This is a genomic window from Annamia dubia NIES-4383, from assembly GCF_055394725.1.
Genome location: NZ_AP025630.1, coordinates 2,761,601 through 2,787,972, shown reverse-complemented (window position 1 = coordinate 2,787,972; position 26,372 = coordinate 2,761,601). Strand labels below are relative to the sequence as shown.

Genomic DNA, 26,372 nt, shown 5'->3' with positions numbered 1-26,372 from the left:
CTTCTTTTTAATCCTTGATTTTTAATTAGAGATAATTGTCCATTGGTGAATTATAACTTGAATTATTATTGTTTAATAAAGTTAAAAAATCAGAGGAAATTAAAGGTTTACTAAAATAATAACCTTGGCCATAATCGCAATTTTCTGCTTGTAAAAATCTTAATTGGGCTTCACTTTCAATTCCTTCTGCTACTACTTTTAATTTTAAGCCATGTGCCATTGTAATAATACTTTTTACCAAGGCGATGGCATCGGCATCATATGGAATATCACGAATAAAAGATTTATCAATTTTTAACACTTTAAACGGAAATTTTTGTAAATAACTTAAAGAAGAATAACCTGTGCCGAAATCATCCATTGACACGGTAAAATTACGTTGATGAAGTTGTATTAATAAATCTTTTGCTCCCGGCACATCTTCTAATAGTAATTGTTCGGTAATTTCTAACTCTAAATATCGGGGATCAATTTGATTTTTTTTCACAATATTAGTGATCATTTCTAATAAATTTGTTTCCCTAAATTGACGTGGAGATAAATTAACGGCTATTTTTAAAAGGTGGCCTTCTTGATGCCATAATGACACTTGATGACAGACTTTTTCTAATAGCCATTCCCCTAGATCTATAATGATCCCAGTTTCTTCAGCAATGGGGATAAATTCAATGGGAGAAACTAAACCTAAATAAAAATTATGCCATCTCATTAAGGCTTCTGCGCCAATTATTTTTTCTGTTTTCAAATTAATTAAAGGTTGATAAGCAATATAAATTTCTTCTTTTTTTAAGGCATTTCTTAAGTGATTTTCTCTTAACATTCTTCTTTTTGCTTGTTCATTTAAAATTGAAGTAAAAAATTGAAAATTATTTCTACCTTGTCTTTTTGCTGAATACATAGCCATGTCTGCATTTTGCATTAAAATTTCTAAATCTTGGCTATCATTTGGATAAATTGTAATACCAATACTCGCAGAAACAAAGATTTCTTCACCTTGTAAAATAAAGGCTTTTTGCAATCTATTAAGAATTTTTTTAGCGATCGATTCAGATTGACTAGGGCTATCTAAATTAGAAATAATAATTAAAAATTCATCTCCACCTAAACGGGAAATAGTATCAGTTTTTCTTAGACAATTACTTAATCTTTTCGCCGCTAAAATTAATAATTGATCTCCATATTTATGCCCTAAAGTATCATTAATAATTTTAAAATGATCTAAATCTAAAAACATCACCGCAATATATTTATTATTTCTTTGCGCCCAAGCGATGGCCTGTTGTAAACGATCCATTCCTAAAGTTCGATTAGGTAAATCAGTTAAAGGATCAAAATTAGCTTGATGGGTTAATAATTCTTCTGCTTTTTTCCTTTGAGTAATATCTTCTTTAACTGCCACAAAATGAGTAATTTGATCAAACTCATCTTTTAAGGGAGAAATTGAGGCAAATTCCCAATAACATTCGCCATTTTTCTTCTTATTATGAAATTCGCCATGCCATTCTTTCCCCTCTATTAATGTTTCCCATAATTGACGATATTCACTGTCTGAAGTGTAACCAGATTTAAGGATTCTGGTGTTTTTTCCTATTACTTCAGCCTGAGTATATCCAGTAACATTTTCAAATTTTGGATTAACATATTGAATATTTCCTTGCGCATCAGTGATGACAATTGAAGCTGGACTTTGTTCACAAGCTTGATAAAGAATTTTTAATTTTTCCTCGGCTTTTTTTCGTTCCGTAATATCAACTAAAGAAGCCAAAAATGCAGTTTTAGATTCCCAAATAATTTCTACAACTCTCATTTGAGCAATAATTAATTCCCCATTTTTATGGGGAATTGCTACTTCAGTAGATTCCCCCGTAACTAAGGGTAAACCAACTAAATTCCCCAATAATTCTTCAGCTTTTTTACCAAAAAGTAATTCTGCGGCCGGATTAACAAATAAAACTTTTCCTTCTTCACTAATCACCACTAACCCATTAACATTTGTATTAATAATTGTTTTTAATCTCGCTTCACTTTCTCTTAATTCAATTTCCGATTTTTTGCGCTCGGTAATATCTTGAATAATTCCCATCATTCTAATAGCTTCATGCTCATTATTAGCAGTAATAAAAGATTGCTGATGTAGCCATTTTATCTCATTATTTTTCGTCATAATCCGAAAATCAATCGAAAAATTACGACAATTTTTAATTGCCTCATTTTCCTGTTGTTTAAAATGCTCTAGATCTAAGGGATAGATCTTATTTAAAAACTGTTGTCGATCAGGTTGAAAATTAAGGGGATTTTCTTCTAAAATAATATAAATTTCCCTTGACCAATAAAGTTTATTTGTTTTTAAATCCCATGTCCAATTACCAAAATGAGCGATATGTTGTATCTCTCTTAATCTTTCTTGATTTTCCTCAATATCTTTTTTTATTTCCAAAAATTCAGTAATATCATTACAAATTACCACTGTTCCTAAAAATTTTTCGCTGACATCTAACATTTTTTTTAACTTAATTTCAAAATATTTATTGCCCTGATTAGTATTAATTTGTAACTCAAATTTCTCCTCATTGTTCTCACTTTTGTTAAAATGAATTATTTGATTAGTTAACCAAGCTAATTCAATTTTTTTAGCTGATAAAGCATAATAAAAAGACCCTGAAATATCTAAATCAGTGAATAATAAGGCCGCTTTTTCATTAAAATTGATAATTTGATTATCTTGATCTAAAAGAAAAATCGCCTGATTAATACTTTCAAAAACCGTTAAATATTTATTCTTTTCATTAGTTAATAAGCGATTTTTATTTTGTAATTCTGTTAATTTATGATCTTCACTTAAACTAATCCATTCCGTACAAAAGCCTAATTCAATTCTATCAAAAAAACGATTAATAAATAACTCAAATTCTTTAATTTGTTGTGATTGAAATTGACCTAATTCTAGCAAATCCATATAGGATTGACGGTAATATTTCATTAATCCTAAAAATAAATTTAAACTAACACCACGACTGCGATGGCGTTGGGCTTCTATAATACCAAAAGAAGCGATAGGATCATCATGATAATTGGCTTCGGGGTCTAATTCTAATGTGTTAGAATGGTCTTTTATTGCCTTCATTAATGGCTCTGATAAACCACAAATTGAAACTCGCCAAGCTTCTGCTAAAGTAGATGTATATTTGGTGTATTTTCGTTCTTTTGCATACTCTAAAATGCGGTACATCAACCAATCTTCATGACTTGCAATTAAATCATAAAGAAGTTGTAAGTTTTGAGAGGGGGGGTGTTGAGAAAATTGATTCATTCTTAATATTTTTTTGAAAAATTAACAATTAACCTGACTTTTAGAGAATATTAAAGAATATATTACCATCATATAGAATATTATTTCATCCATTTATGAAGATTCGTAAAAAAACATTGTTGTTAATTAGTTTAACTTTAACCAGTTTAATAACGGTTATTTTAACCAGTGTTTCAACAATTTTATTAAGAAGTTTTCGGGATTTAGAAATAGAAAATACTAAAGAAAATTTAGCAAGGGTGGATGAATTTATTAATGAAGAATTATCAAAATTAAATTTAACTTCTAAAGATTGGGCAGAGTGGGATGATACTTATTTTTTTGTTCAATCACCCCATTTTAATTATATTGAAAAAAATCTTTATGAAGATATTTTTGATAATCTAAGAATAAATTTATTTCTATTATACAATCAAAGGGATCAAAATCTTATTAAATTGTCTTATAATTTGGAGACTGGTAAATTTACTAATTTTTCTCCTAATTTATTAGAAGCATTAAGTAATCAAGATCAATTATTAAATTTTAATGATCTTCAAGGGCAAACAAAAGGGTTTTTATTAGTAGATGATCAATTATATTTAATTGTAGCTCGTCCCATTTTAACCAGTGAACAAAAAGGGCCTAGTGCGGGTATTTTAATGATGGGGCGTTTAATTAATCAGGAGAGAATAAAGGAAATTGAAGAAAAAACTAAATTATCAGTTAAGCTCATTAAAATTAATGATTTATCGCTTGATTTAAAACATATTTATCAAAATTTAATTAATCATCAAAATACTAATCAAATTATCATTAAAGCCATTAATCAAAAGGAAATAGCAGGTTATTTATTAATTAGAGATATTACTAATCAACCCATCAGTTTATTAGACGTGAAATTAGATCGTAAAATTTATCAACAGGGAAAAAAGTCAGTCATTTTTTTAATTTTATCTTTGTTAATTGTTGGTTTAGTTTTTATAATTTTAATATTAATCTTACTTGATAAATTAATTATTAATCGTCTTTTAAATATCGATCATGATTTAAAACATATTGGTCAAACAAATAATCTTTCTTTACGAGTAAAAATTATCGGTCAAGATGAATTGGCTAATTTTGCAACAACGATTAATTGGATGTTAGATGAATTGGAAAAAGAAAAGGAAAAAACAGAAAACTTATTATTAAATATTTTACCTGAATCTATTGCTATTAAATTAAAAGAAAATAATCATATTATTGCTGAAGATTATGAAAATGTGACGATTTTATTTGCTGATTTAGTGGGTTTTACTAATTTAGCAGGGCGTTTATCTCCTTTAGAATTAGTAGAATTTCTTAATAATATTTTCTCTAATTTTGACTATGTAGCAGATCAGTTAGGATTGGAAAAAATTAAGACGATTGGTGATGCTTATATGGTGGCTTGTGGCTTACCAAAAATAAGGAATGATCATGCCGAAGCTATTGCAAAAATGGCGTTAGAAATGAATAAAATTATTAATGAAATTTCCATTTCTTATGGTGAAAAATTTGAAATTAGAATTGGGATCAATACGGGTAGAGTGATAGCAGGAGTAATTGGCACAAAAAAATTTATTTATGATCTATGGGGAGATGCGGTAAATATTGCTTCTCGCATGGAATCTTCAGGAGAAGGTGGTAAAATTCAAGTAACAGAAACTACCTATCAATTATTAAAAGATAAATATATTTTTTCAAAAAGAGGCATGATTGAGATTAAAGGGAAAGGTGAAATGTTAACTTATTGGTTAGAAGATATTAATAATACTAATTAATTTTAAACTGGGTTTTAAAAAAACCTCTACTTTTTTGTAGAGGTTTAATGATCACAAAAAAAATGTTTTTGCTCTTTTTGGCGATTTAAAAATTAATTAATAATTAACTATAAATCGAAATTTTTAGGAATAATTTGCATTTTTTTCAAATTAAGAATAGAAAAATAGATCTGTTCGGCCATTTGTTCATTGGCATCGGCTGTTAAATGAATGGCATCTACAAAACTTTTGGCCGGAAATTTATCATTAAGATTATAGAAATTAAGGAATTTAACATTACCCGGAAAAGCTTTTTCTAATTGTTTTCCTGCCTTAACAAATTTAGGATAATTTGATTTGATTTTACTTAAATAAACATCTCCTAATTCTTTCGTAATTGCAATTTCTTCAGGGGAAAGTTTGGCCTTTCCAGTAATTTCTGGTTGTATGGCAATTACTACAGGAATTTTAAAACTTGAAGCAAAACGAATTAATTGTTTTTCATGTTCTTGCCAACGCTTTAATCTTAAATTAACTTCTTCTTCTGTTTTTGGTAGAAAATCAGTTAAAGATTTAACATCAGATTCAATGACAAGGGTTTTTTGTGCTACGTTTGTTTCAGGTTTAAAAATGTATAATTGAGATGCTTTTAACAAGTAGAAATCTTTAAAAAAGTTTTGAATTGAATGATTTAAAGATGCACGAAAATGTTTAGAAGCATCTGTCATAAATTCATCTAATTTAGGAATAGTGGCCGCACTTTTAGAACTAGGTAACATCAAGTCTCCATAGCCATCTAAGACAATAATTAAATCAGGTTTATAGGGGGAAATTTCTAACATTAACAATGCCAATTGATTACCTGAAGTATAACCAGGTACGGCCGCATTAATTACTCGATATTGACCTTGTTTAATTTTTGGTTTTTTGGCTAAAGCTTTGACCCTTGAAGATGGATAAAAAGGAAATTCATCAGGATAGTAATTATCTGGATTTTTTCTTTGATCATTAACTCGATTGTTGAGTAATTTTTCTAAATTATAACTAATAGTATCTTGATTACTTTTATTACCTTGACCAAAAGCAGTAGAACCCCCGATGATAAAAATTCTAATTTCATCTTTTGGTTTGGCTAAAGGTAGATCCTGATCGTCTCGAAAACCTTGACTATTAATTTTCCAATAATTATTAATTTGTTTGGGTAACAGTTGATAACCTACGGCTAAACTTGGCTGTGCTTCTAACTTGCCTCGATCGGATAAACCATCAATCGGTTTTTGCACGGGGGAAAGAAATTTAAGACGATAGGAAGTAACTTCAGGAGGCTCTCCTTGATAAGTAGATAACTCTTTATCAATAAAAACCCTTAAGAGTATTTCCGCCATGAGAATGACTAACACACAACCAAAAATAAGCCAAAAGGGAGAAAGATATTTACGGGATTTTTCCCTACTGGAATAATACTTCCGGCGAAATTTAAACATTTAATTATTTCCTCAAATCAAAAATAATGATAAATTAATCTTTAATGTAATTGTGTAATCTTGATTAATTAAAATTTATCTTAACTTGTTACGATGCCATACAAATTATTATTTGTCTGTTTAGGGAATATTTGTCGCTCTCCTTCGGCGGAAAATATTATGAATCATTTATTAGCACAAAAGGGCTTAACTGAGCAAATTATTTGTGACTCGGCGGGAACTTCAAGTTATCATATCGGTTCAGCCCCCGATCCCCGTATGACTAAAGCGGCGGCTAAACGTGGGATCAAAATGACGGGTAAAGCCAGACAATTTGAAAAAGCGGATTTTGAAAATTTTGATTTAATTTTAGCAATGGATCGTTATAATTATCGAGATATTTTAAAGTTAGATCCTCAAAATTTATATCAAAATAAAGTTGAATTAATGTGTAATTATGCCTCTCAATTTTTAGATCGGGATGTACCCGATCCCTATTATGGCGGGGCTGATGGTTTTGATTATGTAATTGATTTATTGTTAAATTGTTGTGACAATCTTTTAGAATCAATTGATATTTAGTCGTTAGTCATTAGTCATTTGTTAATTATCAATTATCTATTATCAATTATTCAGTTAACCATTTTTTAATTCTTTGTAAATTTTTCCAGTCAGGTTTTCTGGTTAAACCATCTTCAATACTTTCTAAAACTTCTTTAGAACTATCTTGATCTACTAACATAATTTGTTGAGCGATCTCAATATGTTCCCTAACTCCTTTTACCCCAGAGTCTAATTTTGCTAATGCTAAATTAACTTGGGCTTGGGGATCTTGGCCATGAAGTTTGACACTTTTTTTGGCCGCTTCTAAGGCTTTTTTGGGGTTATTCTCTAATAAATATAACCATGCCAAACAAGTCCATGCTACCGGACTTTTTGGGGTGCGATCGCAAACTTCTTTAAAAGTGGGAAGTAAAGTGGAGATAGCTTCCCCATTACGGTATCTTTCTAAACCATCTTTAAAGAGGTTTTCAACAGTTTCACTCATTCGATTTTCACTCAATTAGAATTTTTCCTAAGCAATTATAATACTTTTGTTGACAATTTAATCAGTACCTCAGCCACAATTTTTAATTAATTCATCTTCCTTGAAAATTCTCTCTAAAATTTGAGAAGTTAAACCCCTTTCGATCGCTTTAAGATTAATTTAAGATTAAAATTACAACTTAAATCAAAATTTTGTAAATAGGGTAATCATACTTAAATTTTAATATTAATAATTAAATTACATACATAATAGACAATGACAATTGTTTTTGATTAAAATGAAAAAATAATTTATAATAAGAGGTTCAAGAAGATCATTTTTAGTTTCTTTAAAGTTTTAAAAGAGCGTTGCATTACAATTATTATATTAACCAACAAGTTTTAAAATTTAAACAATATGACAGCAGAAAAACCGTTAGGCTCAATTATTCAAGGTTCATTAAATAAAGGCTTAGAAGTGAGATTATATCCTGATATTTCCGTTGAAGAAATGCGCGTAGGTAAATTTCTTGTGGTACAGGGTATAAAATCTCGTTTCTTTTGTTTATTAACTGATGTTTCTTTAGGCACTTCTAGTGAAAGAATTATTGTTAATCCCCCTAGTCCTAATGATGATTTTTTAAAAGAAATTTTAGCAGGAAGTGGCACTTATGGCACGATCGAACTTGCCCCGATGTTAATGTTTACCCCTAAAGATGAAAATAAATTTTATAGTCAATTAAAACCAGAAAAATCTAATCATAAACTAGCATCTTTTGAAGCCCAAAGTAATGCGGAGGTTGAATTATTACCTGTTAAAACCATCCCTAGTCATTTTAGTGAAGTATTTGAAGCGAGTGAACAAGATTTTCGCATGGTTTTTGGTTGGGAAACGGATCCAACTCGCCTTAATTTTTCCGTTGGTCAACCGCTTGATATGGATGTACCAATTTGTTTAAATTTACAAAGATTTGTAGAGCGCAGTAATGGTATTTTTGGGAAATCTGGGACGGGTAAATCTTTCCTAACTCGCCTTTTAATTTCGGGAATTATTAAGAAGAATGCCGGAGTTAATTTAATGTTTGATATGCACTCCGAATATGGTTGGGAAGCGGTAAGTGAAGGTAAACAATTTAGTACGGTTAAAGGTTTAAAACAGTTATTCCCCGGCCAAGTAGAAATTTATACTTTAGACCCCCAATCTACTAAAAGAAGGGGCGTAAAAAACGCCCATGAGTTATATTTAGGCTATAATCAGATCGAAATTGAAGATTTAAAATTAGTGGCTTCAGAATTAGGTTTATCCGATGCGAGTATAGATAATGCTAATATTTTAAGGGGGGAATATAAAGATAGTTGGATTCAACAATTAATTTATATGAGTAATGAAGATATTAGCCTATTTTGTGAAGAAAAACAAGGTAATAAAAGTTCAATTATGGCCTTACAAAGAAAGTTAATTAGATTACAAAATTTAAAATATTTAAAAGAGAGATCAAACCATGATTATATTCAAGAAATAATCCAATGTTTAGAAGCCAAAAAGCACGTTGTAATTGAGTTTGGTACTCAATCTAATATGTTATCTTATATGTTAGCTACTAATATGATAACAAGGCGAATTCATAAAACCTATGTGCAAAAAGCAGAGCAATTTTTACAGACAAAAAACCCTTCACATAGGCCTACTCCTTTAGTAATTACGATTGAGGAAGCTCACCGTTTTCTTGATTCTAGTATTGTTCATCAAACTATTTTTGGAACAATTGCGAGGGAAATGAGGAAATATTTTGTAACTTTATTAATTGTTGATCAGCGTCCCTCTGGTATTGATAATGAGGTTATGTCTCAAGTCGGTACCAGAATCACCTGTTTATTAAACGATGAAAAGGACATAGATGCCATATTTACGGGGGTTTCAGGGGCTGGAGGCTTAAGATCGGTTTTAGCAAAATTAGATTCTAAACAACAGGCTTTAGTGTTAGGTCATGCCGTGCCAATGCCCGTTGTAGTGAGGACTAGACCTTATGATCGCCAATTTTATGAGGAAATCGGAGAAACAGATTGGAGTGATCGACCAGATTCTGAGGTTTTTGAGGTTGCTGAGGTAGCCATGGCTGATTTAGGATTTTAGTTTAGTTTCAAATTTTTCAAATTTAAGATCAAAATTGATCCTATGACAATAAGTTTTATGAAGCAAATTTTAATTTTTATTGGTCAAAGTTACTTAGAATGTTAATATCATTGTGGACAGTTAAAATTATTTAAAGTGTTTTTGATAGCTTTCAGTCGAAGCCTAAAAAGCAAATAAAAACTAAATCTTAAAAAGTTAAATTATGTCAGAAAACAATAATGCCTCGAAACAAACGAGCTTTTTACCTAACGATCTTTTACAACAAATAAGTAAATTAGGGATCGGTTTGGATGAAGTTGCGGAAAAACTGGCCTCTCTGGGGTTGCCAGGGATTCTCCTTATCACTATGGCCTCAGCCTCCGGCAGTTCGACTCCCGTGATTGCCGCTTTGGCCACCTTAGGCGGCCCGTTAGGGATTTTGGGAGGGGTAGGAGTTTTAGGCTTAATGACTGTAGTAGGCGATAGCATCTCAACTTATGGGATTGAAGCTCTCTTAAGTGCTATTTATCAAGAGCGCAGTAAAAAAGAAAGTTCATCAAGTCTGTTGACAGAAATTGATAGTTTACCGATCGCTGAGATTTTAAAACAAAACTTAAAGAAAATTGTCAATAAATCCGCCGAATCAGAAGTTGATGAATCCCCTAAAGTGATTGAAATTATCGAAGACTAAGGCTTAATCATAATTTTCTGTTTTAATTATGTTTAAATTTGCAACTTTTTAATTAATTCAAGAGTGTAATGACCCAACTAATCCAACCGGAAAAATTTAAGAATATTTTGCCTGAAGAAATATCTAAACAACTGAAGGATTTAGGAGTTTCTCCAGAGGATTTAGTCCAGCAATTTGTTTCCCTTGACTTGTCATTGGATGAAGTCTTTAAAAAGGCGGCCGCCTTGGGTGTTCCCGGTTTTGTGCTGGTGGTAATTTTATCCTATTTTGGCAGTGTGCCACTGGTGAACCCTTTAGTCACCTCTTTAGCCGGCCCCATCGGCGTGATCAGTGATTCTCTAGCGGGTTTCGCAGTTGAGTTTGCATTGGTAAATTTCTATCTGGAACGTCTCAAAAAGGGTTCTTTAGATGATCTACTTGCGGAAATTGACATTTTGCCCTTTACTGACACTTTAAAAATTAAAGTAAAAGATCGTCTAGCAAACGAACCAATTCCTAAAATTGAAAGAATAATTACCATTGTTCAAGATTAAATTTTGAAAGTTTAATTTTAGTCTTAACATTAACCTTAAAACTTCTATTTTTTTCCTACTTTCTTTTTTTGCACAAAACCTTATTTGTTAACCCATTTGGAGTTATCTCTCGATGATTGATCAAGACCAAGAATATGTCCTAAAATTTGATGGAAATAATGATTATCTGGAATTAATGCCTAATTTTTCTGGATTTGAAACCGGAATTACTATTGAATTTTTAGCAAAGGGATATAATGGATTAACTCAAAAAGCCACCATTATTGAAGGTTATAATAGTGAAAATCAACAAATTTTTAAGATTAATTTACCCTATTATAAACAAGGAATTGGTGGTAATGTCTCTTGGCAAATTGGCAATGATCAAGGAATAGATATTCTTGAAAAAAAAGTCAAATCAAGAGAATATAGAATTTGGACTTATTGGACATTTGTGAAAGATTTTGCTCAGGCAAAAATGTATATTTATCACAATGGAAAACTGTGGCATCAAAGCGACTGTGAATACTGTTCAATGAGGGAGCTAAAAAGAATTGTCATTGGATCTTCTGAGGGCAAATCTCAATTTTGGAAAGGTCATCTTTCCGAATTTCGGATTTGGAATAAAATTTGTCAAGAAGAAGAAATTAGGGAATCTCGAAATGACCGATTGACGGGGAATGAATTAGGATTATCTGTTTATTTACCTCTCAATGGTGATGTAAACGATTATAGTGGAAATGGCAATCATGCCACTATTTATAGTGCCAGTTGGCTAGAAAGGAAAATACCGATGAAAGTTGAACAATTACCCGACAAAAGTATTAGAAATTTAGCGATTTCTGAAGCTGAAAATGCCCTCGATGACACTGATAATTTACCAGTTTCTGAGGGTGAGGATTTACCAGAGGAAACTGAAGAATTAGAAACTTTAGAGGTTTCTGAGGCTGAAGATTTACCAGAAGAAACTGAAGAACCAGAAAGTTTAGAGGTTTCTGAGGGTGAAGATTTACCAGAAGAAACTGAAGAATTAGAAAGTTTAGAGGTTTCTGAGGGTGAAGATTTAACAGAGGAAACTGAAGAATCAGAAAGTTTAGAGGTTTCTGAGGGTGAAGATTTAACAGAGGAAACTGAAGAATCAGAAAGTTTAGAGGTTTGCGAGGGTGAAGATTTACCAGAGGAAATTGAAGAATCAGAAAGTTTAGAGGTTTCTGAGGGTGAAGATTTACCAGAAGAAATTGAAGAATCGAATTATTCAATTCCTTTATCCCCTGAAATAACAACCTCCTCAGCTACCCAAGCCGTTAATGGTAGCGTACCTCCGAAAAAAAGATTAGTGATTTGTTGCGATGGAACATGGAATGATTTAAGTAATTCCTATCCTACTAATGTGATGAAATTTGCACGACTTATCAAATATATAACACAGGATAACACCTCTCAACTGGTTTTTTATCTACCCGGTTTAGGCACAACGGATAATTTGTTAGAAAAATTAGGCGGTGGTGCTTTTGGGTGGGGAATTGATCAAACGATTCAAGAGGCTTATCGCTTATTATGTATGAATTATGATGCCACCGCTCAAGATGAAATCTACTTATTAGGGTTTAGTCGAGGGGCTTATATTGTGCGTTGTCTAGCCGGAATGATTTATAATTGTGGACTCTTAAGACGCTCAAAAATAGGCGAAATTCCTAAAGCTTATGAGTTTTATCGTAACCATAAAATCAGTCCTAATGATCCTGAATTACAACAATTCCGCCAAGATAATTCTAAAAAAATAGAAACGGAAACACAAAAAAGTTATTTAAGTTATCGTGTTCCGATTAAAATGCTCGGTTGTTGGGATACGGTGGGGGCTTTAGGTGTGCCGGATCTGATTACTTGGCTACCCCTTGAGAAATTTTTTAATCGAAAATATGCTTTTTACGATGCCAGTTTAAGCCCGATCATTGAAAATGCTTTTCAGGCGATCGCCATTGATGAAAAACGCAGATCTTTTATTTCCACACCCATGATCCCTAGTCAAAAAAATTGCGATCAAAAAGTAGAAGAAGTTTGGTTTGCGGGAACACATGGCTGTATTGGTGGTGGGACAAAAGAATATCAAGGATTGTCCGATTACACCTTACAATGGATGGTTAATAAAGCGAAAAAATTGGGCTTAGAGTTTGATTCAACCGAAAATGGTCAAGAGGAATTTCAAATTAAACTTGATCCAACTATTCCTTTTGATAATAGTGTAACGGGAATTTATACGATCGGAGGAGAAGAATGGAGACCGATTGACACTTCTAATGTTTTTGTCCATTATAGTGTGGTGGAAAGACTTAAAGCCCTCCCTCAATATCGCCCTGAAAATCTTAAACCTTTGTTAAATAATTTATTAAATTCTGAAGAAAATCAAACATAAGAAAAGATTTTATTTAACAATTAACAATAACTGTCTCTAAAAGAGTCAGTTATTGTTATAAATAAGACAAAAATATTGAATAAAAAACAGGGCAAAAATACAACATTTTTCCTTTTTAGGACTGTTATAATTAAAGCTTAATATTATGATGACTCGCTCCCTCCCTAACCCTACCCCGATTGAAAATCGTAAAACAGAGCATTTACGAGTTTGTTTAGAAAAAGATGTAGAATTTAAAGAAATTACTAGCGGTTTTGAAAAATACCGCTTTGAACACTGCTGTCTGCCTGAGCTTGATCGTGGTGAGATTGACCTTAGCACCACCTTTTTAGGAAAGTCATTGAAAGCGCCTATTTTGATTTCTTCCATGACCGGTGGCACATCCCTCGCCCATTTAGTCAATACCAGACTGGCAACGGTGGCTCAACGCTACGGTTTAGCTATGGGCATTGGCTCTCAACGCATTGCCCTAGAACAGCCTGAAGTCGCCCCTACTTTTGCGGTGCGACATTTAGCGCCTGATATTCTTCTTTTTGCAAATTTGGGGGCGGTTCAGTTAAATTATGGTTATGGTTGGCAAGAATGTTTAAAATTGGTGGAGTTATTGGAAGCTGATGTGCTGATTCTTCATCTCAATCCCTTACAGGAATGGGTACAGTCTAAGGGCGATAAGAATTTTAAGGGTTTATTAACAAAAATTGAGCAAATTTGCTTAAAATTGCCCGTTCCTGTGGTGGTGAAAGAGGTGGGCAATGGCATTTCCGCCAAAATGGCTCAAAAGTTGATTGAAGTAGGTGTGGCGGCCATTGATGTTGCCGGAGCGGGGGGGACATCTTGGGCGAAAGTTGAAAGTCAACGGGCGAATGATCAAAAACAACAACATCTTGGGGAAATTTTTGCAGATTGGGGAATCCCTACGGCCGAGTGTATTACCTCAATCCGAGAGATCAATTCTGGTATTCCTTTAATTGCGTCTGGAGGCTTAAAAAATGGTTTAGATATTGCAAAAGCGATCGCTTTAGGGGCTGATTTAGGGGGGTTAGCCCGTCCATTTTTAAAAGCGGCCGTTGAATCGGAAACGGCCATTGATGAAGTCATAAATTTGTTAATCGCCGAACTAGAAATTATTTTATTTTGTACGGGTAATGCCAACTTAGTGGATCTGAAAAGATCGGGAGTTTTGAAAAAATGCTAAAGTATTCTATTATTGGGCTGACACAAGTGTAGGTAGTTCACATGATAGAATGAAGCAGAGGCTCAAGTAGCCCATTTTTTTAGTGAATTTTTAAATTTAAAATTATGTACAAAGAACGCACTTTACCGAAATTTGATCACTCTCAAGTTACAATCACCCGAGAAGAAGGTTTAACCATTTATGAAGATATGGTTTTAGGACGTTTATTTGAAGATAAATGTGCTGAAATGTATTATCGTGGCAAAATGTTTGGTTTTGTTCATTTATACAATGGTCAGGAAGCGGTTTCTTCTGGTATTATCAAATCCTTGAGAGCGGGTGAAGACTATGTTTGTAGTACCTATCGAGATCACGTCCATGCTTTAAGTAGTGGTGTTACCCCTAGAGAAGTGATGGCGGAGTTATTTGGTAAGTCTACGGGCTGTAGTAAAGGCAGGGGTGGCTCTATGCACTTGTTTTCCGCTCGTCAAAATTTTTTAGGGGGTTATGCTTTCGTGGCTGAGGGTATCCCTGTGGCCATGGGGGCGGCCTTTCAAACTAAATATTTAAGAGATGCTTTAGGCAAAGCTGAAGCCGATCAGGTTAGTGTTTGTTTCTTTGGTGATGGTGCTTCTAATAATGGGCAGTTTTTTGAATGTTTAAATATGTCTGCTTTATGGAAGTTACCTATTATCTATGTTGTGGAAAATAATAAATGGGCCATCGGCATGGCTCATGAAAGGGCAACTTCTCAGCCTGAAGTTTACAAAAAAGCGAGTGTTTTTGAAATGGCCGGGGTTGAAGTTGACGGGATGGATGTGTTAGCGGTGCGTCAAGTGGCTCAAGAGGCGATCGCCCGTGCCAGAGCGGGAGAAGGCCCAACTTTGATCGAGGCTTTAACCTATCGTTTTCGTGGTCACTCTTTAGCGGATCCCGATGAGATGAGATCCCCTGATGAAAAAGAATTTTGGGGTGTCAGGGATCCTATCGGTAAACTGGCAAAATATTTATTAGAGCAAAATCTTGTCACAGAAGGCGACTTAGAAGAAGTTAAACAAAAAGTTCAAGCTACGGTTGATGATGCGATCAAATTCGCGCAAGAAAGTCCTGAGCCTGATCCTAGTGAACTTTATCGTTTTGTTTTTGCTGAGGATGAGTAGTTAATTTTTTTTATTGTTACTATAGAGGGATATAGCATTGCTATATCCCTCTATAATAATTAGGGTTTATTTATACAAAATTACCTAAACAAAACTATGTTCAGGGTGAAAAGTTTGCAGAGCTTTCATATATTGAACTCGCTCAAATTGACTTTCATCTGGACAATTAATCTGAGACATTGACCCTTGCATCTGTTTAATAGACTCATATTCATGCTCCTCCATCCAGTGTACCATCTCTTTTTCCAAATCTCTTAAATAATGCACCCCATGACGGAGTAAGGCACTCACAATTAAAGTCACATTAGCCCCGGCCATCATCATTTTCAGCACATCATGACCTTTATTAATGCCACTGGTGGCGGCAAAATCTACGTTTAATCTTCCATATAAGAGGGCGATCCACCGCATCGGAAGCCTCATATCTTGGGGACTACTTAAGAGTACGTTAGATGTTACCTCTAATTCCTCTATATCAATATCCGGTTGATAAAAACGGTTAAATAAGACTAAACCATCCGCTCCCGCCTCTGTCAAGCGTTTGGCCATGTTGGCCATATTGCTAAAATAGGGACTAATTTTAATGGCTACGGGTATTTTAACGGCTTGTTTCACCGCTTTTAAAATATCTATATACATCTGTTCCACTTCCGCCCCAGTTTGATCAAAATTAGTGGGAATTTGATAGATATTAAGCTCGATCGCATCGGCTCCGGCTTGTTCAATATTCTGAGCATAATCAGTCCATCCACCAATACTATCACCGTTTAAACTCGCAATAATTGGAATATTAACTAATTCTTTTGCTTTTTGAATATGATATAAATAAGAGTTTGCTCCGACATGGAAAATTTCTGGCTCAGGAAAATAGGTTAAAGCTTCAGCAAAACTCTGAGTACCATATTCTAAATGATGATGTAAAGCGAGTCTTTCTTGTTTAATTTGCTCCTCAAAAAGTGAGTGTAAAACGATTCCGGCCGCACCATAATCTTCTATTGTTTTAATATGATCGAGATCTTCGCTTAAGGGGGCGGCCGCACCCACCACTAAGGGAGATTTTAATTTTAAGCCCAGATAAGTTGTACTTAAGTCCATGATTTTTTGTCCTTTTTTTGTATGTTTTAAAAACGATTAATTGTTGATTAAATAACTCTATAACTGATATTTTGTTTGTTTCTAAATATTAGCTTTTATTTTACTTTAAAAGCAGTTTAATTTTTCCTCCTTTAATTTTTAAGTGGGATGGGGAGGAATTTTTCTGTTAATTTTTAATTTAATTTTTATCATTATTAGCCCCTCTTTTTTTTGATTTTTGTTGTTGTTCTTCAATTTGATTTTCCTGAAGATAACGATTAAGTAAATATTCAGAATAATGGAGAATTTCTACCTGTAAATTTTCAGGTAGTTTGTTTAAATTTTCTAAAATATTATCTTTAATAAGCATTTTTGAGTCCTCTGTTTTTTAATAATTTTGCTTTAATATTAATTGTTAAATAATTTATTTAACATTAATATTTATTTGTAATCCTAACGCATTTAGTAATTCGATAAATGTGTAAATTTCAGCACAATTATCTTCTTTTAAAATTGTCATTAGTTGGTCATAAATTTTGTTAGTTTGAGTAGGGAATTGATGATTTTTTTCATAGACTTCCTTAATATTTTGTAAAACTTTTAATAATAATTTTGGATCATCACTTCCTTCCTCTAAAACCACTTCAATATAACCTGCAACTTCTTCTATATCTTGCAGTGATTCGATTAAATAATCATGATAATTATTGCTAGTTTGTGTTTTGACGAGTACCATAATTTCTCCAATATTTTTGAGCTAATTTTATATCTTTTTTTTGAGAACTTTTATCCCCTCCACAAAGAAGAAGAATAATAGTTAAACCTACTTGTCCAAAATAAATTCGATAACCACCTCCATAGTCAATTCTTAATTCAAATACACCCTCCCCAACTACTTTAAAATCCCCTAAATTTCCTTGTTCAACTCGATCTAATCTTAATTTAATTTTTAGTCTAGTTTTTCTATCTTGAAATGAATCCAACCACTCAGCAAATGGCACTTTGCCATCTTCTGTTATATATTGTTTAATTTGTCTTGGTTGTACTTCCATAGAATAGTTATTTTTATTTTAAATTAAAAGTTTTGAGTTGACAATATTTTATGATCATTTTTACCTATTTTCATAATTTTAGTTTTTATTTTAATAATTGATATTGTTGAATTTTTGCTAATTGATTAGCGTCATTTTGTTGAGCATAATATAAATCCCATCTTAATTGTAAGTTTAACCAAAAATCAGGTGACATCCCGAAAAATTTAGCTAATCTTAACGCAATACTAGGATCAATTGCTCTTTTTTTATTAACAATTTCTTTAATTTTTTCAATGGGCAAAAAGAGAGCTTCTGCTAATTGATTTTCTGTAATTTTCATCGGCTCTAAAAATTCTGTTAACAGCATTTCTCCCGGATGAGTTGGAATGCGTCCAGCGAAGCTGATCCCTGTGGGATCGCTAGGAATACGAACCATAATTTTACCTCCTTTATTTTAGTTCAATTTATTGAACGGTTTTTATTAGCTTTGAAATTGATTTCAAAGCGGGTTTATTTTACCTTTTAAATTGAATTATAAAATTAATCCTAATGAGTAATTATCTCGCCTTGAAATGAATTTCAAGGCTAATAGCTGTCGTTATCTAAAGATAACTTAAACTAATTTTTAAGATTAATTAATTTTGTTTATTTAACTATCAACTATCCGCTATTAACTACCTCCATTTCTTTAATAATTTTCATCGTTTCCACACTAACAGTCGTTACCCGCATTAATAGATCAATAACTTTTTCTTTATAGTCGGCAAAACGATAATTATTAAATTTTTCGGCTATAGTTGGATCTTTAGGTTTTTTCTCTTTATATTGATCTAAAATCCATTCTAAGGCCGATCTATTTCCTAATAAATATTCCCAAGTTTCGGGGGGAATACCTGTTAAAATTGTTTCTTCATCTATTATTATTTGATTTTTGATTTTATCTGCTTTTAATTTAGGTTTAATTACCTTTTGTTTGTCATCTGGTAGGGGCGAACGGCCGTTCGCCCCTACATTAATTATCTTCAAGGGATAAGGTTTAATTGTTTCATAATTTAAGTGTAATTCCATTAATTTTTTACCCCAAGAAACCCACTTCAAAAAGTCATTATAAAAGGGGATTCTTGGAAATTCTCTCTTTAAATTTAATTCATATTTCTTTCGATATTCAGGATTATGTAACACTGCATAAACATAATAAAATATGTCTTCTTTGGTGATTAATTCTCCTGTGGCACAGGCATCTTGCCTGTGAATATTTTTAACTGTAGATTTAGATTTTTTCTGATTTGATTTTACTAACAGGCTAGAAGCCTGTTCCACAGTGTTATTATTATAATATTCCCTAAATTTTTCTAATGCCCAATCTGTAATATTTTCTTGTCTTTTTCCTTCTTTATCATAACTATATAATGGTAAACATTGAGTAGGATCTGTTACAAATAATCCTAAATCAGTAATATTTTTACTAGCAATTGCTGAAAATGGTAATCTATCTCCTGCTACAAAATTAATATATTTATTATCAATATCAAGTGAGTTGTCTTTTTGATTAAAAAATAGAATTTGTGAGCCTTTTATATCAATAGTAATATATCCAAAATAAACATATTTTACTACAAAAGGTCTATAATAAGCCTTTTTTAAATCTGCTCTGTCAAAAATACCTATTTTTCCTTTTCTTAATTTATCTCTTTTAATCATTTTACTCCATTTTATCAAATTTCTTTCAGCAAGGAATTGATCTACAATAGGATTAGATTCTTGTTTAATATCTTGATAATTATTATCTTTTTTATATTGAATCCATCTATTAACTTCATAATTATATTCTTCAATAAAAAAATTACTTTTATTTTCTAAATTTTTTAAATCAAAATCATATACCCATTCATCTCGATTCGTTACAAAACCATTAGAATATAAATTAAAAATAGTTTGATCATTTTTCTTACTCGCTACGGGAATTAAGTTATTAAAATCATTATCTGTTAGATTAAGCCAATTAAATTTTTCATCAGGAATAATACGCTCAAAATTAAGACTATCAAAATTAGTTTTAACTAAAAAATCAAGTTTTTCTTGTCCAGAATTACAATTTTCAGGTGCAAAATACATGATTTGACAAGGTAATTTATTTTTATTAGTTTTAGATTTTGTTTTAATTAGAAAAGTAATACAAATTCCAATCATAATATTAAAAACACTACCTGTTTTATCGCCTGATCTTATATCACCTCCTAAATCTATTATATAAATATAATCAAATTCATTAGTTACACTTTTTCTAAAACCATCAAATCCTTTAGCTTTAAGAAAAGAAGAATTAGTTATAAAAGCAATAATTCCATTTTCATTTAAACGATCACTAGCCCATCTAAAAAAACGAGAATACATATCATAAACTTTCATTTTTTGAGCATTACTTTCCTTGACATAAGTAGCTTTAATTCTCTTATCTATAGATTCATATTCACGATTTTTATTATTATCATTTTCATTTTGTTGATTAGCATTATAGGGAGGATTCCCAATAATTACGGAGATTTTCTTATCATTTTGACGCTTAATTCTTACGGTATTTTCTAACGACATCGCAAACAGATCCATCTGTTTACCCTCAAAAGAAGTATGATCTAAAGTATCCACAAAACAAATATTATGAAACTCTAAATATTCCTGCATTTTCTGTTGATAAGTATACTCAATATTTAAGTTAGCAATGTAATAGGGTAAAATGGAAACCTCATTACAATGAATCTCATTTTGATACTTATATTTTAACTTATTTTCGGGTAAATATTCGATTAATTCAGTGATAAAAGTACCCGTGCCAGTAGCAGGATCAAGAATTTCCACATCAGGATCAGCTAATAACTTATTAAAATGTTTATGTAATAGAAAATCAGTGCTTTCTATCATAAACTTTACAATTTCATTGGGAGTATAAACAATTCCCAACCTATCAGCAGATTTAGGATTATAAGCCTTATAAAAATTCTCATAAATCACCTTTAAAAACTGTTGTTTATCATGGTGATTATTAATTTGACTAGCTTTAGTTTTAATAACTTTATAATAACTTTGAATACTACTTAATAAATTTTTGCGATCAGCGCCCTTTAAAAAACTATTAATTAAATCAGTTAATTGACTAGCAATATTATTATCACGATGGAAAGAAACCTCCTCAAAAATAGTTAAAAATATATCCTCAGTTAAAATATGTTGAATCATCATTTCCCTAACATCTTCAACAGTGATATTAGGATTAATTGAATCTTGACAAAGATTAAGAAATAAATCTCTTTTAGTAATAAAATTTTGATTATTATTTGAAGCTAAATCAATCTTTTCCCGTAAAGTATTAATAATAGTAGGTAAATCATCTTTAAACTTATTAATAGCCTGATAAAACTCCTCAACTTCAGGGCGTTGATATTCAATAAATTCCTTTAAAATTCGATCTAAAGCGTCAACATCTTGCATCGAAACGCGCATTTTTTCCTTACCCGCTTGAATTAAAATAGCGGTGATCGAATCTTCAAATAAAATATTATCATTAGGGTAGCCTTTTTTAAATTTCTTCTCAATTTCTGCGTCTAAATTATCATCTTCATCCTTACTTTCCCAATAACCCCAATCCAATTGTAAAGCATCTTTGATCGTGCCATCTGGGGTAATTCTTTGATTTTTATAGGGTAATTCAGGGATTAATAAAAAATTACGACTTTGACAATAACAATTTAATAAATTTTGAAAAGCGACTCTAATAGTGGTTTCTTTTTTTGTACCACCATAACGGATAATTTTAGCTACTTCATTGTGATATTGGGAGATTAATAATTTAGACATAATTTTAAAGTTGAAAATTGAAATTAGATTAAGATAATTCGGGAATTTTAAATAAGTTGAAAATTAAAATATCAGTTTTAAATATTGATACCGCCTTGAAATAAATTTCAAGGCTAATAGATGACGTTCAATAAATTGAACTAAAATAAGATTAAAATTCAATAATAAATATAAAAATAAGTTCAATTTATTGAACGATTTTAAGTTAGCTTTGAAATTCATTTCAAAGCGGTTAATTGAATAAATTGTTAAGTTATAATTAAGCATTTTTATTAATCCATTAAAAATTTAATAAACATCATCATGAGAACCTAAAGTAAGTAAATTAATAACCAGATCATCGCTGTCAAAATCTTTGACAATTTCAAAGATTATTCTATTACTATAATCAATTGAACATGACCAACAATTTTTTAAATCTCCTTTTAATTTATGGGTTTTTAAACTAGGATCAGTATGATCATCCGTTAGCTTTTCTAAAGTAGTTTCAATATCAGACTTAATTTGAGGATTTTGACGAATTAATCGCTTAAAATCTCTGATAAATCTTTTACTCCAAAATAACTTCATTCTTCTTCTAACTCCGCCATTAAATCAGCTACTGTTCCTGTTTTTACATCTCCTTTAATAAAAGCTTCACGAGATTCATTAATTGCCTCTAATAATTCTTGTTTTCGCTTTTCTTTGAGACGATTTTCAATAATTAAAATTAACTTTTTTTGTTCTTGATCTGTTAATTTTTCAACAATTTTAACCGTATCTTCTAAAGTTAATTTTTCAAGATTTTGTAACATAAAATTAGCTCCTTTTTTTATAAATTATTATAATATAGATATTTGATTTATATTACATATACTCCGCTAAATCTTCTAAAGGTTCATCAAAATCATCTGACATAATAATTTGACCTGCCCAACTACCATAACCGTGTTTTCTTTCCTCATCTTCATTTTCGATTACAGAAGAATTAGAAATAACCGTTTCATTTGGTAACTGATTTTGAGTTTGTTTTGTGATTAACATTTCTACAAAATCTTGTACTAATTGCTGATAATCACTAGAAAGATTTTTAATCTTTTCTAATAATGTTTAAATGTAGGGTGAGCATTGCCCACCTTACATTTACAAAAAATAACTGGTAACTGCTAACTGATTATTGTTGATCCGCATTAGAAGCACTTTGATGACTCAAATATTCATAAGTGCGCCAACGGTTGTCAACATCCTGTTGATACTCTTTTAATAACCGTTTCGCATCTTCCGGTTTACTTGCTTTTAACATACGGAAGCGGTTTTCTTGATATACTGAGTCGGCAATGCCTTTTTTCGGAGCGTGACTGTCTAAAATCAGAGGATTCTTACCTTGCTCTTTAAGCTCTGGATTATAGCGGTAAAGCAACCAGCGTCCACTTTCTACCACTTCTTTTTGATGGCTCATGGCGGTATTCATATTAATACCGTGCGCAATACAGTGGGAATAGGCGATAATTATGGACGGCCCGTCATAAGCTTCAGCCTCTAAAAAGACTCTTAAAGTATGCTCATCCCTTGCCCCCATTGCCACAGAAGCCACATAAACATTACCGTAAGTCATGGCGATCATGCCTAAGTCTTTCTTGGGTGCGGGTTTACCACCGGCCGCAAATTTGGCAACAGCCCCTCGTGGCGTGGCTTTTGAGGATTGACCGCCCGTGTTGGAATAAACCTCAGTATCCATTACGAGGATATTGACGTTACGCCCACTGGCGATCACATGATCTAAACCACCAAAACCAATATCATACGCCCAACCGTCACCGCCAACGATCCAGACTGTTTTCTTGACTAAATAATCCGCTAAACTTAACATCCGTTTGGCTTCAGGTGTATTAATTTGACCTAATTTAGCTTTTAATTCCTCTACTCTTTCCCGTTGTTCCCAAATATCAGCCTCTGTTTTTTGTGAGGACGAGAGTAAAGCAGTGACTAAATTATCACCAACTAAACCGCCTAATTTTTGTAATAATTCCACTGCCATTTGAGCCTGTTTATCAATGGAAATACGAAAACCTAAGCCAAATTCAGCGTTATCTTCAAATAAACTGTTACTCCATGCAATACCCCGCCCCTGTGCGTTTTTGGTGTAGGGGGTAGTGGGTAAGTTTCCGCCGTAAATAGAGGAACAGCCCGTTGCATTAGCTAAAATGGTGCGATCGCCGAATAATTGGGAAATCAGCTTAATATAGGGAGTTTCGCCACAACCCGCACAAGCGCCGGAAAACTCAAATAAAGGCTCTTGTAACTGTTGCTGTTTGATCTGATTTAATTTTAATTTGGTGCGATCGGGTAGGGGAATATTTAAGAAAAAGTCCCAATTATCCCGCTCTTGTTCCCGTAATGGCAGTTGTTCCTCCATATTAATCGCTTTTTTAGAGGGCATAGATTTATTTTTAGCCGGACAAATATCTACACATATTCCACAACCCGTACAATCTTCCGGCGCAACTTGGATTGTAAATTTTTCTCCTGCAAAGTCTTTATCACGGGTATTTATAGATTTAAAGGTGCTAGGAGCATTATTTAACTCTGATTCCTCATAAGTTTTAGCACGGATCACCGCATGGGGGCAAACCATCACACATTTACCGCACTGCACACAAACATCGGGATCCCAAACGGGGATAGCTTGGGCAATATTGCGTTTTTCCCATTTTGATGTGCCTGTGGGATAAGTGCCATCACAGGGTAAAACGCTTACGGGTAGCTGATCTCCCTCTTTAATGAGCATTTTGGCCTGTACTTCCCGCATAAATTGGGGTGCGAGGGGAGAAACTGCCGGAGGTTTACTAATTTTACTCGAAGGTGCGCCAAGGGTAATTTCAAAGAGATTATCGAGGGTATTATCTACGGCTTTTAAGTTCATATTGACTACTTCAGGGCCTTTTTTACCGTAGGTTTTCTTAATACTATCTTTAATTTTGGCGATGGCTTCATCTTTGGGTAAAACACCGGATAAAGCAAAGAAACATACTTGCATAATGGTATTAACACGCCCTGCCATGCCACTTTCACGGGCTACTTTATTAGCATTGATAGCGTAAACTTTTAACTGTTTTCTGACAATTTGCTCCTGTACTTCAAGGGGTAATTGATCCCAAACTTCTTCTTTTTCGTAAGGGGTATTTAATAAGAATACTGCTCCATTTTTAGCCTCTTTTAAAACGTCTAATTTTTCAAGGAATAACCATTGATGACAACCAACAAAATTGGCTTGGGAAATAAGGTAAGTTGAACGAATTTTATTAGGCCCAAAACGTAAGTGAGAAACTGTTACTGCTCCTGATTTTTTCGAGTCATAAACGAAATATCCTTGAGCATAATTATCGGTTTCTTCACCAATAATTTTAATGGAGTTTTTATTAGCACCAACCGTACCATCGGAGCCAAGTCCATAAAATACCGATCTGACAACGCTATCAGGCTCGGTGCTAAAGGTAGGATCACAAGTTAAAGAAGTGAAACTTACATCATCGTTAATGCCCACTGTAAAGTGATTTTTAGGTTTTTCTAAACTTAAGTTATCAAAAATCGCTTTTACCATTGATGGATCAAATTCTTTCGATGATAAACCATAACGGCCACCCACTACTTTAGGCATATTTCCTGACCAAAATTCATTCAAAGCAGAAATTACATCTAAGTATAAAGGTTCACCACCTGAGCCTGGTTCTTTAGTGCGATCTAAAACTGCTATTTTTTCTACCGTTTTTGGTAAAGCTTGGACTAATTTTTCCCCTGCTAAAGGACGATATAAACGAACTTTTAAAACCCCTATTTTTTCCCCTGTTGCTGTTAAAAAATCTACGGTTTCATGGACTGTTTCAGCACCAGACCCCATAATAATAATTACTCTTTGCGCATTAGGATCCCCTTCATATTCGTATAATTGATAATTACGCCCCGTTAACTCTCCAAATTTTTCCATTGTTTTTTCTACAATACCCACACAAGCCTCATAATAGGGGTTAACGCTTTCTCTACCTTGGAAATAAACATCAGGGTTTTGGGCTGTACCTCTTAACACTGGGCGATCGGGGGTTAAAGCTCTGGCGCGATGCTCTAAAATTAAATCATCATTGATTAAAGCTCTTAAAACTTCATCCTCTAAAAGCTCAATTTTTTGGACTTCGTGGGAAGTGCGAAAACCGTCAAAAAAGTGAATAAAAGGCACTCTAGCCTCTAAAGTGGTGGCATGGGCGATCAGGGCTAGATCGTGGGCTTCTTGCACAGAATTACTACATAACAGCCCAAAACCCGTACTACGCACCGACATTACATCACTGTGATCCCCAAAAATGGATAAACCTTGAGCCGCTAGGGATCGCGCCGCCACATGGATCACCGCCGAAGTCAACTCCCCTGCAATTTTATAGAGGTTGGGGATCATCAATAATAGCCCTTGGGAAGCGGTGAAAGTGGTAGTTAAAGAGCCAGTTTGTAACGCACCATGCACCGCCCCAGCCGCACCGCCTTCACTCTGCATTTCCACCACCGAGGGAACAGTACCCCAGAGGTTAGAATGACCTTGAGAAGCCCACTCATCAGCCCATTCACCCATCGGAGAGGCTGGGGTAATGGGATAAATACAGATCACCTCATTTAATTTATAGGCAATTTTGGCAACGGCTTCATTTGCATCTAAAGTTTTGTAATTTTTACTCATAGGAAATTTTCTTCTACTCCTAAAATTAATTGGTTGATTTTTGAGGTTTAATTTTGTCTTTTTGTAGGGTCAACTTAGGTTTAAA

At 32.8% G+C, this 26,372-nt stretch carries 21 protein-coding genes; 8 read left to right on the top strand and 13 right to left on the bottom strand.

The genetic code is table 11. The annotated features are described in order from the left end of the window. Nucleotides 1-25: 25 nt before the first annotated feature. Entirely contained in the window at nucleotides 26-3,310 is a 3,285-nt protein-coding gene (locus tag Anndu_RS12535; RefSeq protein WP_464101526.1) for a bifunctional diguanylate cyclase/phosphodiesterase, read from the bottom strand. Nucleotides 3,311-3,405: 95 nt separating this feature from the next. On the opposite strand from Anndu_RS12535, the gene Anndu_RS12530 reads away from it, so the two are divergent. Then, complete coding sequence (locus tag Anndu_RS12530; RefSeq protein ID WP_464101525.1) at nucleotides 3,406-5,094, top strand: adenylate/guanylate cyclase domain-containing protein; 1,689 nt, start codon at nucleotides 3,406-3,408, stop codon at nucleotides 5,092-5,094. 107 nt (nucleotides 5,095-5,201) lie between these two features. On the opposite strand, the gene Anndu_RS12525 is transcribed toward Anndu_RS12530, so the two are convergent. Further along, nucleotides 5,202-6,557: an SGNH/GDSL hydrolase family protein gene (locus Anndu_RS12525; protein ID WP_464101524.1), complete on the bottom strand. Its 1,356-nt coding sequence runs from the start codon at nucleotides 6,555-6,557 to the stop codon at nucleotides 5,202-5,204. A 93-nt stretch (nucleotides 6,558-6,650) separates the two neighbouring features. Here Anndu_RS12525 and Anndu_RS12520 point away from each other — a divergent pair, with 93 nt between their 5' ends. Then, nucleotides 6,651-7,118, top strand: a complete 468-nt coding sequence (locus Anndu_RS12520; protein ID WP_464101523.1) for a low molecular weight protein-tyrosine-phosphatase — start codon at nucleotides 6,651-6,653, stop codon at nucleotides 7,116-7,118. Between the two features lie 46 nt (nucleotides 7,119-7,164). Here the strand turns inward: Anndu_RS12520 and Anndu_RS12515 are convergent, their stop codons facing one another. Then, the gene (locus Anndu_RS12515) at nucleotides 7,165-7,584 is read right to left on the bottom strand and encodes a tetratricopeptide repeat protein (RefSeq protein WP_464101522.1); all 420 of its coding nucleotides are present in this window, start codon (nucleotides 7,582-7,584) and stop codon (nucleotides 7,165-7,167) included. A 396-nt stretch (nucleotides 7,585-7,980) separates the two neighbouring features. Here Anndu_RS12515 and Anndu_RS12510 point away from each other — a divergent pair, with 396 nt between their 5' ends. The 6 genes from Anndu_RS12510 (at nucleotide 7,981) to pdhA (ending at nucleotide 15,625) form a co-directional block, all read left to right on the top strand. Further along, the gene (locus Anndu_RS12510; RefSeq protein WP_464101521.1) at nucleotides 7,981-9,696 is read left to right on the top strand and encodes a helicase HerA domain-containing protein; all 1,716 of its coding nucleotides are present in this window, start codon (nucleotides 7,981-7,983) and stop codon (nucleotides 9,694-9,696) included. Between the two features lie 202 nt (nucleotides 9,697-9,898). Next, on the top strand, nucleotides 9,899-10,366 hold the full coding sequence (locus Anndu_RS12505; RefSeq protein ID WP_464101520.1) for a hypothetical protein: 468 nt from the start codon (nucleotides 9,899-9,901) through the stop codon (nucleotides 10,364-10,366). 68 nt (nucleotides 10,367-10,434) lie between these two features. Beyond that, nucleotides 10,435-10,899, top strand: coding sequence for a hypothetical protein (locus Anndu_RS12500; protein WP_464101519.1), 465 nt, complete (start codon nucleotides 10,435-10,437; stop codon nucleotides 10,897-10,899). Between the two features lie 112 nt (nucleotides 10,900-11,011). After that, a complete protein-coding gene (locus Anndu_RS12495; RefSeq protein ID WP_464101518.1) occupies nucleotides 11,012-13,291 on the top strand; it encodes a phospholipase effector Tle1 domain-containing protein in 2,280 nt (759 codons plus the stop codon). Nucleotides 13,292-13,439: 148 nt separating this feature from the next. Next, a complete protein-coding gene (fni, locus tag Anndu_RS12490; protein WP_464104091.1) occupies nucleotides 13,440-14,486 on the top strand; it encodes a type 2 isopentenyl-diphosphate Delta-isomerase in 1,047 nt (348 codons plus the stop codon). Nucleotides 14,487-14,590: 104 nt separating this feature from the next. Next, nucleotides 14,591-15,625, top strand: coding sequence for a pyruvate dehydrogenase (acetyl-transferring) E1 component subunit alpha (pdhA, locus tag Anndu_RS12485; RefSeq protein ID WP_464101517.1), 1,035 nt, complete (start codon nucleotides 14,591-14,593; stop codon nucleotides 15,623-15,625). Between the two features lie 84 nt (nucleotides 15,626-15,709). Here the strand turns inward: pdhA and Anndu_RS12480 are convergent, their stop codons facing one another. From Anndu_RS12480 to nifJ, 10 genes are all read right to left on the bottom strand, one after another. Continuing rightward, complete coding sequence (locus Anndu_RS12480) at nucleotides 15,710-16,720, bottom strand: dihydroorotate dehydrogenase-like protein (protein ID WP_464101516.1); 1,011 nt, start codon at nucleotides 16,718-16,720, stop codon at nucleotides 15,710-15,712. 178 nt (nucleotides 16,721-16,898) lie between these two features. After that, nucleotides 16,899-17,069 (bottom strand): DUF2281 domain-containing protein, encoded by a 171-nt coding sequence (locus Anndu_RS12475; protein ID WP_464101515.1) that lies wholly within the window; start codon nucleotides 17,067-17,069, stop codon nucleotides 16,899-16,901. A gap of 54 nt (nucleotides 17,070-17,123) precedes the next feature. Beyond that, nucleotides 17,124-17,435 (bottom strand): hypothetical protein, encoded by a 312-nt coding sequence (locus Anndu_RS12470; RefSeq protein WP_464101514.1) that lies wholly within the window; start codon nucleotides 17,433-17,435, stop codon nucleotides 17,124-17,126. Further along, nucleotides 17,410-17,751, bottom strand: coding sequence for a type II toxin-antitoxin system RelE/ParE family toxin (locus tag Anndu_RS12465; RefSeq protein WP_464101513.1), 342 nt, complete (start codon nucleotides 17,749-17,751; stop codon nucleotides 17,410-17,412). Before Anndu_RS12465 ends, Anndu_RS12470 begins: the two co-directional genes overlap by 26 nt. A gap of 85 nt (nucleotides 17,752-17,836) precedes the next feature. Further along, nucleotides 17,837-18,169 (bottom strand): HigA family addiction module antitoxin, encoded by a 333-nt coding sequence (locus tag Anndu_RS12460; protein WP_464101512.1) that lies wholly within the window; start codon nucleotides 18,167-18,169, stop codon nucleotides 17,837-17,839. Nucleotides 18,170-18,393: 224 nt separating this feature from the next. Continuing rightward, the gene (locus Anndu_RS12455; protein ID WP_464101511.1) at nucleotides 18,394-21,585 is read right to left on the bottom strand and encodes a type ISP restriction/modification enzyme; all 3,192 of its coding nucleotides are present in this window, start codon (nucleotides 21,583-21,585) and stop codon (nucleotides 18,394-18,396) included. Between the two features lie 288 nt (nucleotides 21,586-21,873). Then, on the bottom strand, nucleotides 21,874-22,155 hold the full coding sequence (locus tag Anndu_RS12450) for a type II toxin-antitoxin system RelE/ParE family toxin (RefSeq protein WP_464101510.1): 282 nt from the start codon (nucleotides 22,153-22,155) through the stop codon (nucleotides 21,874-21,876). After that, nucleotides 22,152-22,379 carry a hypothetical protein gene (locus Anndu_RS12445; protein ID WP_464101509.1) on the bottom strand — a complete coding sequence of 76 codons (228 nt, stop codon included), beginning with the start codon at nucleotides 22,377-22,379 and terminating at the stop codon, nucleotides 22,152-22,154. The genes Anndu_RS12450 and Anndu_RS12445 overlap by 4 nt, the downstream gene beginning before the upstream one ends. A 52-nt stretch (nucleotides 22,380-22,431) precedes the next feature. Next, entirely contained in the window at nucleotides 22,432-22,659 is a 228-nt protein-coding gene (gene vapB, locus Anndu_RS12440; protein ID WP_464104090.1) for a type II toxin-antitoxin system VapB family antitoxin, read from the bottom strand. A gap of 79 nt (nucleotides 22,660-22,738) precedes the next feature. Continuing rightward, complete coding sequence (gene nifJ, locus Anndu_RS12435) at nucleotides 22,739-26,287, bottom strand: pyruvate:ferredoxin (flavodoxin) oxidoreductase (RefSeq protein WP_464101508.1); 3,549 nt, start codon at nucleotides 26,285-26,287, stop codon at nucleotides 22,739-22,741. Nucleotides 26,288-26,372: the final 85 nt, after the last annotated feature.

Excerpts from the sequence above, each read along its gene's own strand:
- Anndu_RS12505 (WP_464101520.1), top strand. The coding sequence starts at position 9,899 with ATGTCAGAAAACAATAATGCCTCGAAACAAACGAGCTTTTTACCTAAC.
- Anndu_RS12445 (WP_464101509.1), bottom strand. The coding sequence starts at position 22,379 with ATGTTACAAAATCTTGAAAAATTAACTTTAGAAGATACGGTTAAAATT.
- nifJ (WP_464101508.1), bottom strand. The coding sequence starts at position 26,287 with ATGAGTAAAAATTACAAAACTTTAGATGCAAATGAAGCCGTTGCCAAA.
- Anndu_RS12520 (WP_464101523.1), top strand. The coding sequence starts at position 6,651 with ATGCCATACAAATTATTATTTGTCTGTTTAGGGAATATTTGTCGCTCT.
- Anndu_RS12470 (WP_464101514.1), bottom strand. The coding sequence starts at position 17,435 with ATGGTACTCGTCAAAACACAAACTAGCAATAATTATCATGATTATTTA.
- Anndu_RS12480 (WP_464101516.1), bottom strand. The coding sequence starts at position 16,720 with ATGGACTTAAGTACAACTTATCTGGGCTTAAAATTAAAATCTCCCTTA.
- Anndu_RS12450 (WP_464101510.1), bottom strand. The coding sequence starts at position 22,155 with ATGAAGTTATTTTGGAGTAAAAGATTTATCAGAGATTTTAAGCGATTA.
- Anndu_RS12455 (WP_464101511.1), bottom strand. The coding sequence starts at position 21,585 with ATGTCTAAATTATTAATCTCCCAATATCACAATGAAGTAGCTAAAATT.
- Anndu_RS12475 (WP_464101515.1), bottom strand. The coding sequence starts at position 17,069 with ATGCTTATTAAAGATAATATTTTAGAAAATTTAAACAAACTACCTGAA.
- Anndu_RS12530 (WP_464101525.1), top strand. The coding sequence starts at position 3,406 with ATGAAGATTCGTAAAAAAACATTGTTGTTAATTAGTTTAACTTTAACC.
- Anndu_RS12515 (WP_464101522.1), bottom strand. The coding sequence starts at position 7,584 with ATGAGTGAAACTGTTGAAAACCTCTTTAAAGATGGTTTAGAAAGATAC.
- fni (WP_464104091.1), top strand. The coding sequence starts at position 13,440 with ATGACTCGCTCCCTCCCTAACCCTACCCCGATTGAAAATCGTAAAACA.
- pdhA (WP_464101517.1), top strand. The coding sequence starts at position 14,591 with ATGTACAAAGAACGCACTTTACCGAAATTTGATCACTCTCAAGTTACA.
- Anndu_RS12510 (WP_464101521.1), top strand. The coding sequence starts at position 7,981 with ATGACAGCAGAAAAACCGTTAGGCTCAATTATTCAAGGTTCATTAAAT.
- Anndu_RS12460 (WP_464101512.1), bottom strand. The coding sequence starts at position 18,169 with ATGGTTCGTATTCCTAGCGATCCCACAGGGATCAGCTTCGCTGGACGC.
- Anndu_RS12495 (WP_464101518.1), top strand. The coding sequence starts at position 11,012 with ATGATTGATCAAGACCAAGAATATGTCCTAAAATTTGATGGAAATAAT.
- Anndu_RS12525 (WP_464101524.1), bottom strand. The coding sequence starts at position 6,557 with ATGTTTAAATTTCGCCGGAAGTATTATTCCAGTAGGGAAAAATCCCGT.
- Anndu_RS12535 (WP_464101526.1), bottom strand. The coding sequence starts at position 3,310 with ATGAATCAATTTTCTCAACACCCCCCCTCTCAAAACTTACAACTTCTT.
- Anndu_RS12500 (WP_464101519.1), top strand. The coding sequence starts at position 10,435 with ATGACCCAACTAATCCAACCGGAAAAATTTAAGAATATTTTGCCTGAA.
- Anndu_RS12465 (WP_464101513.1), bottom strand. The coding sequence starts at position 17,751 with ATGGAAGTACAACCAAGACAAATTAAACAATATATAACAGAAGATGGC.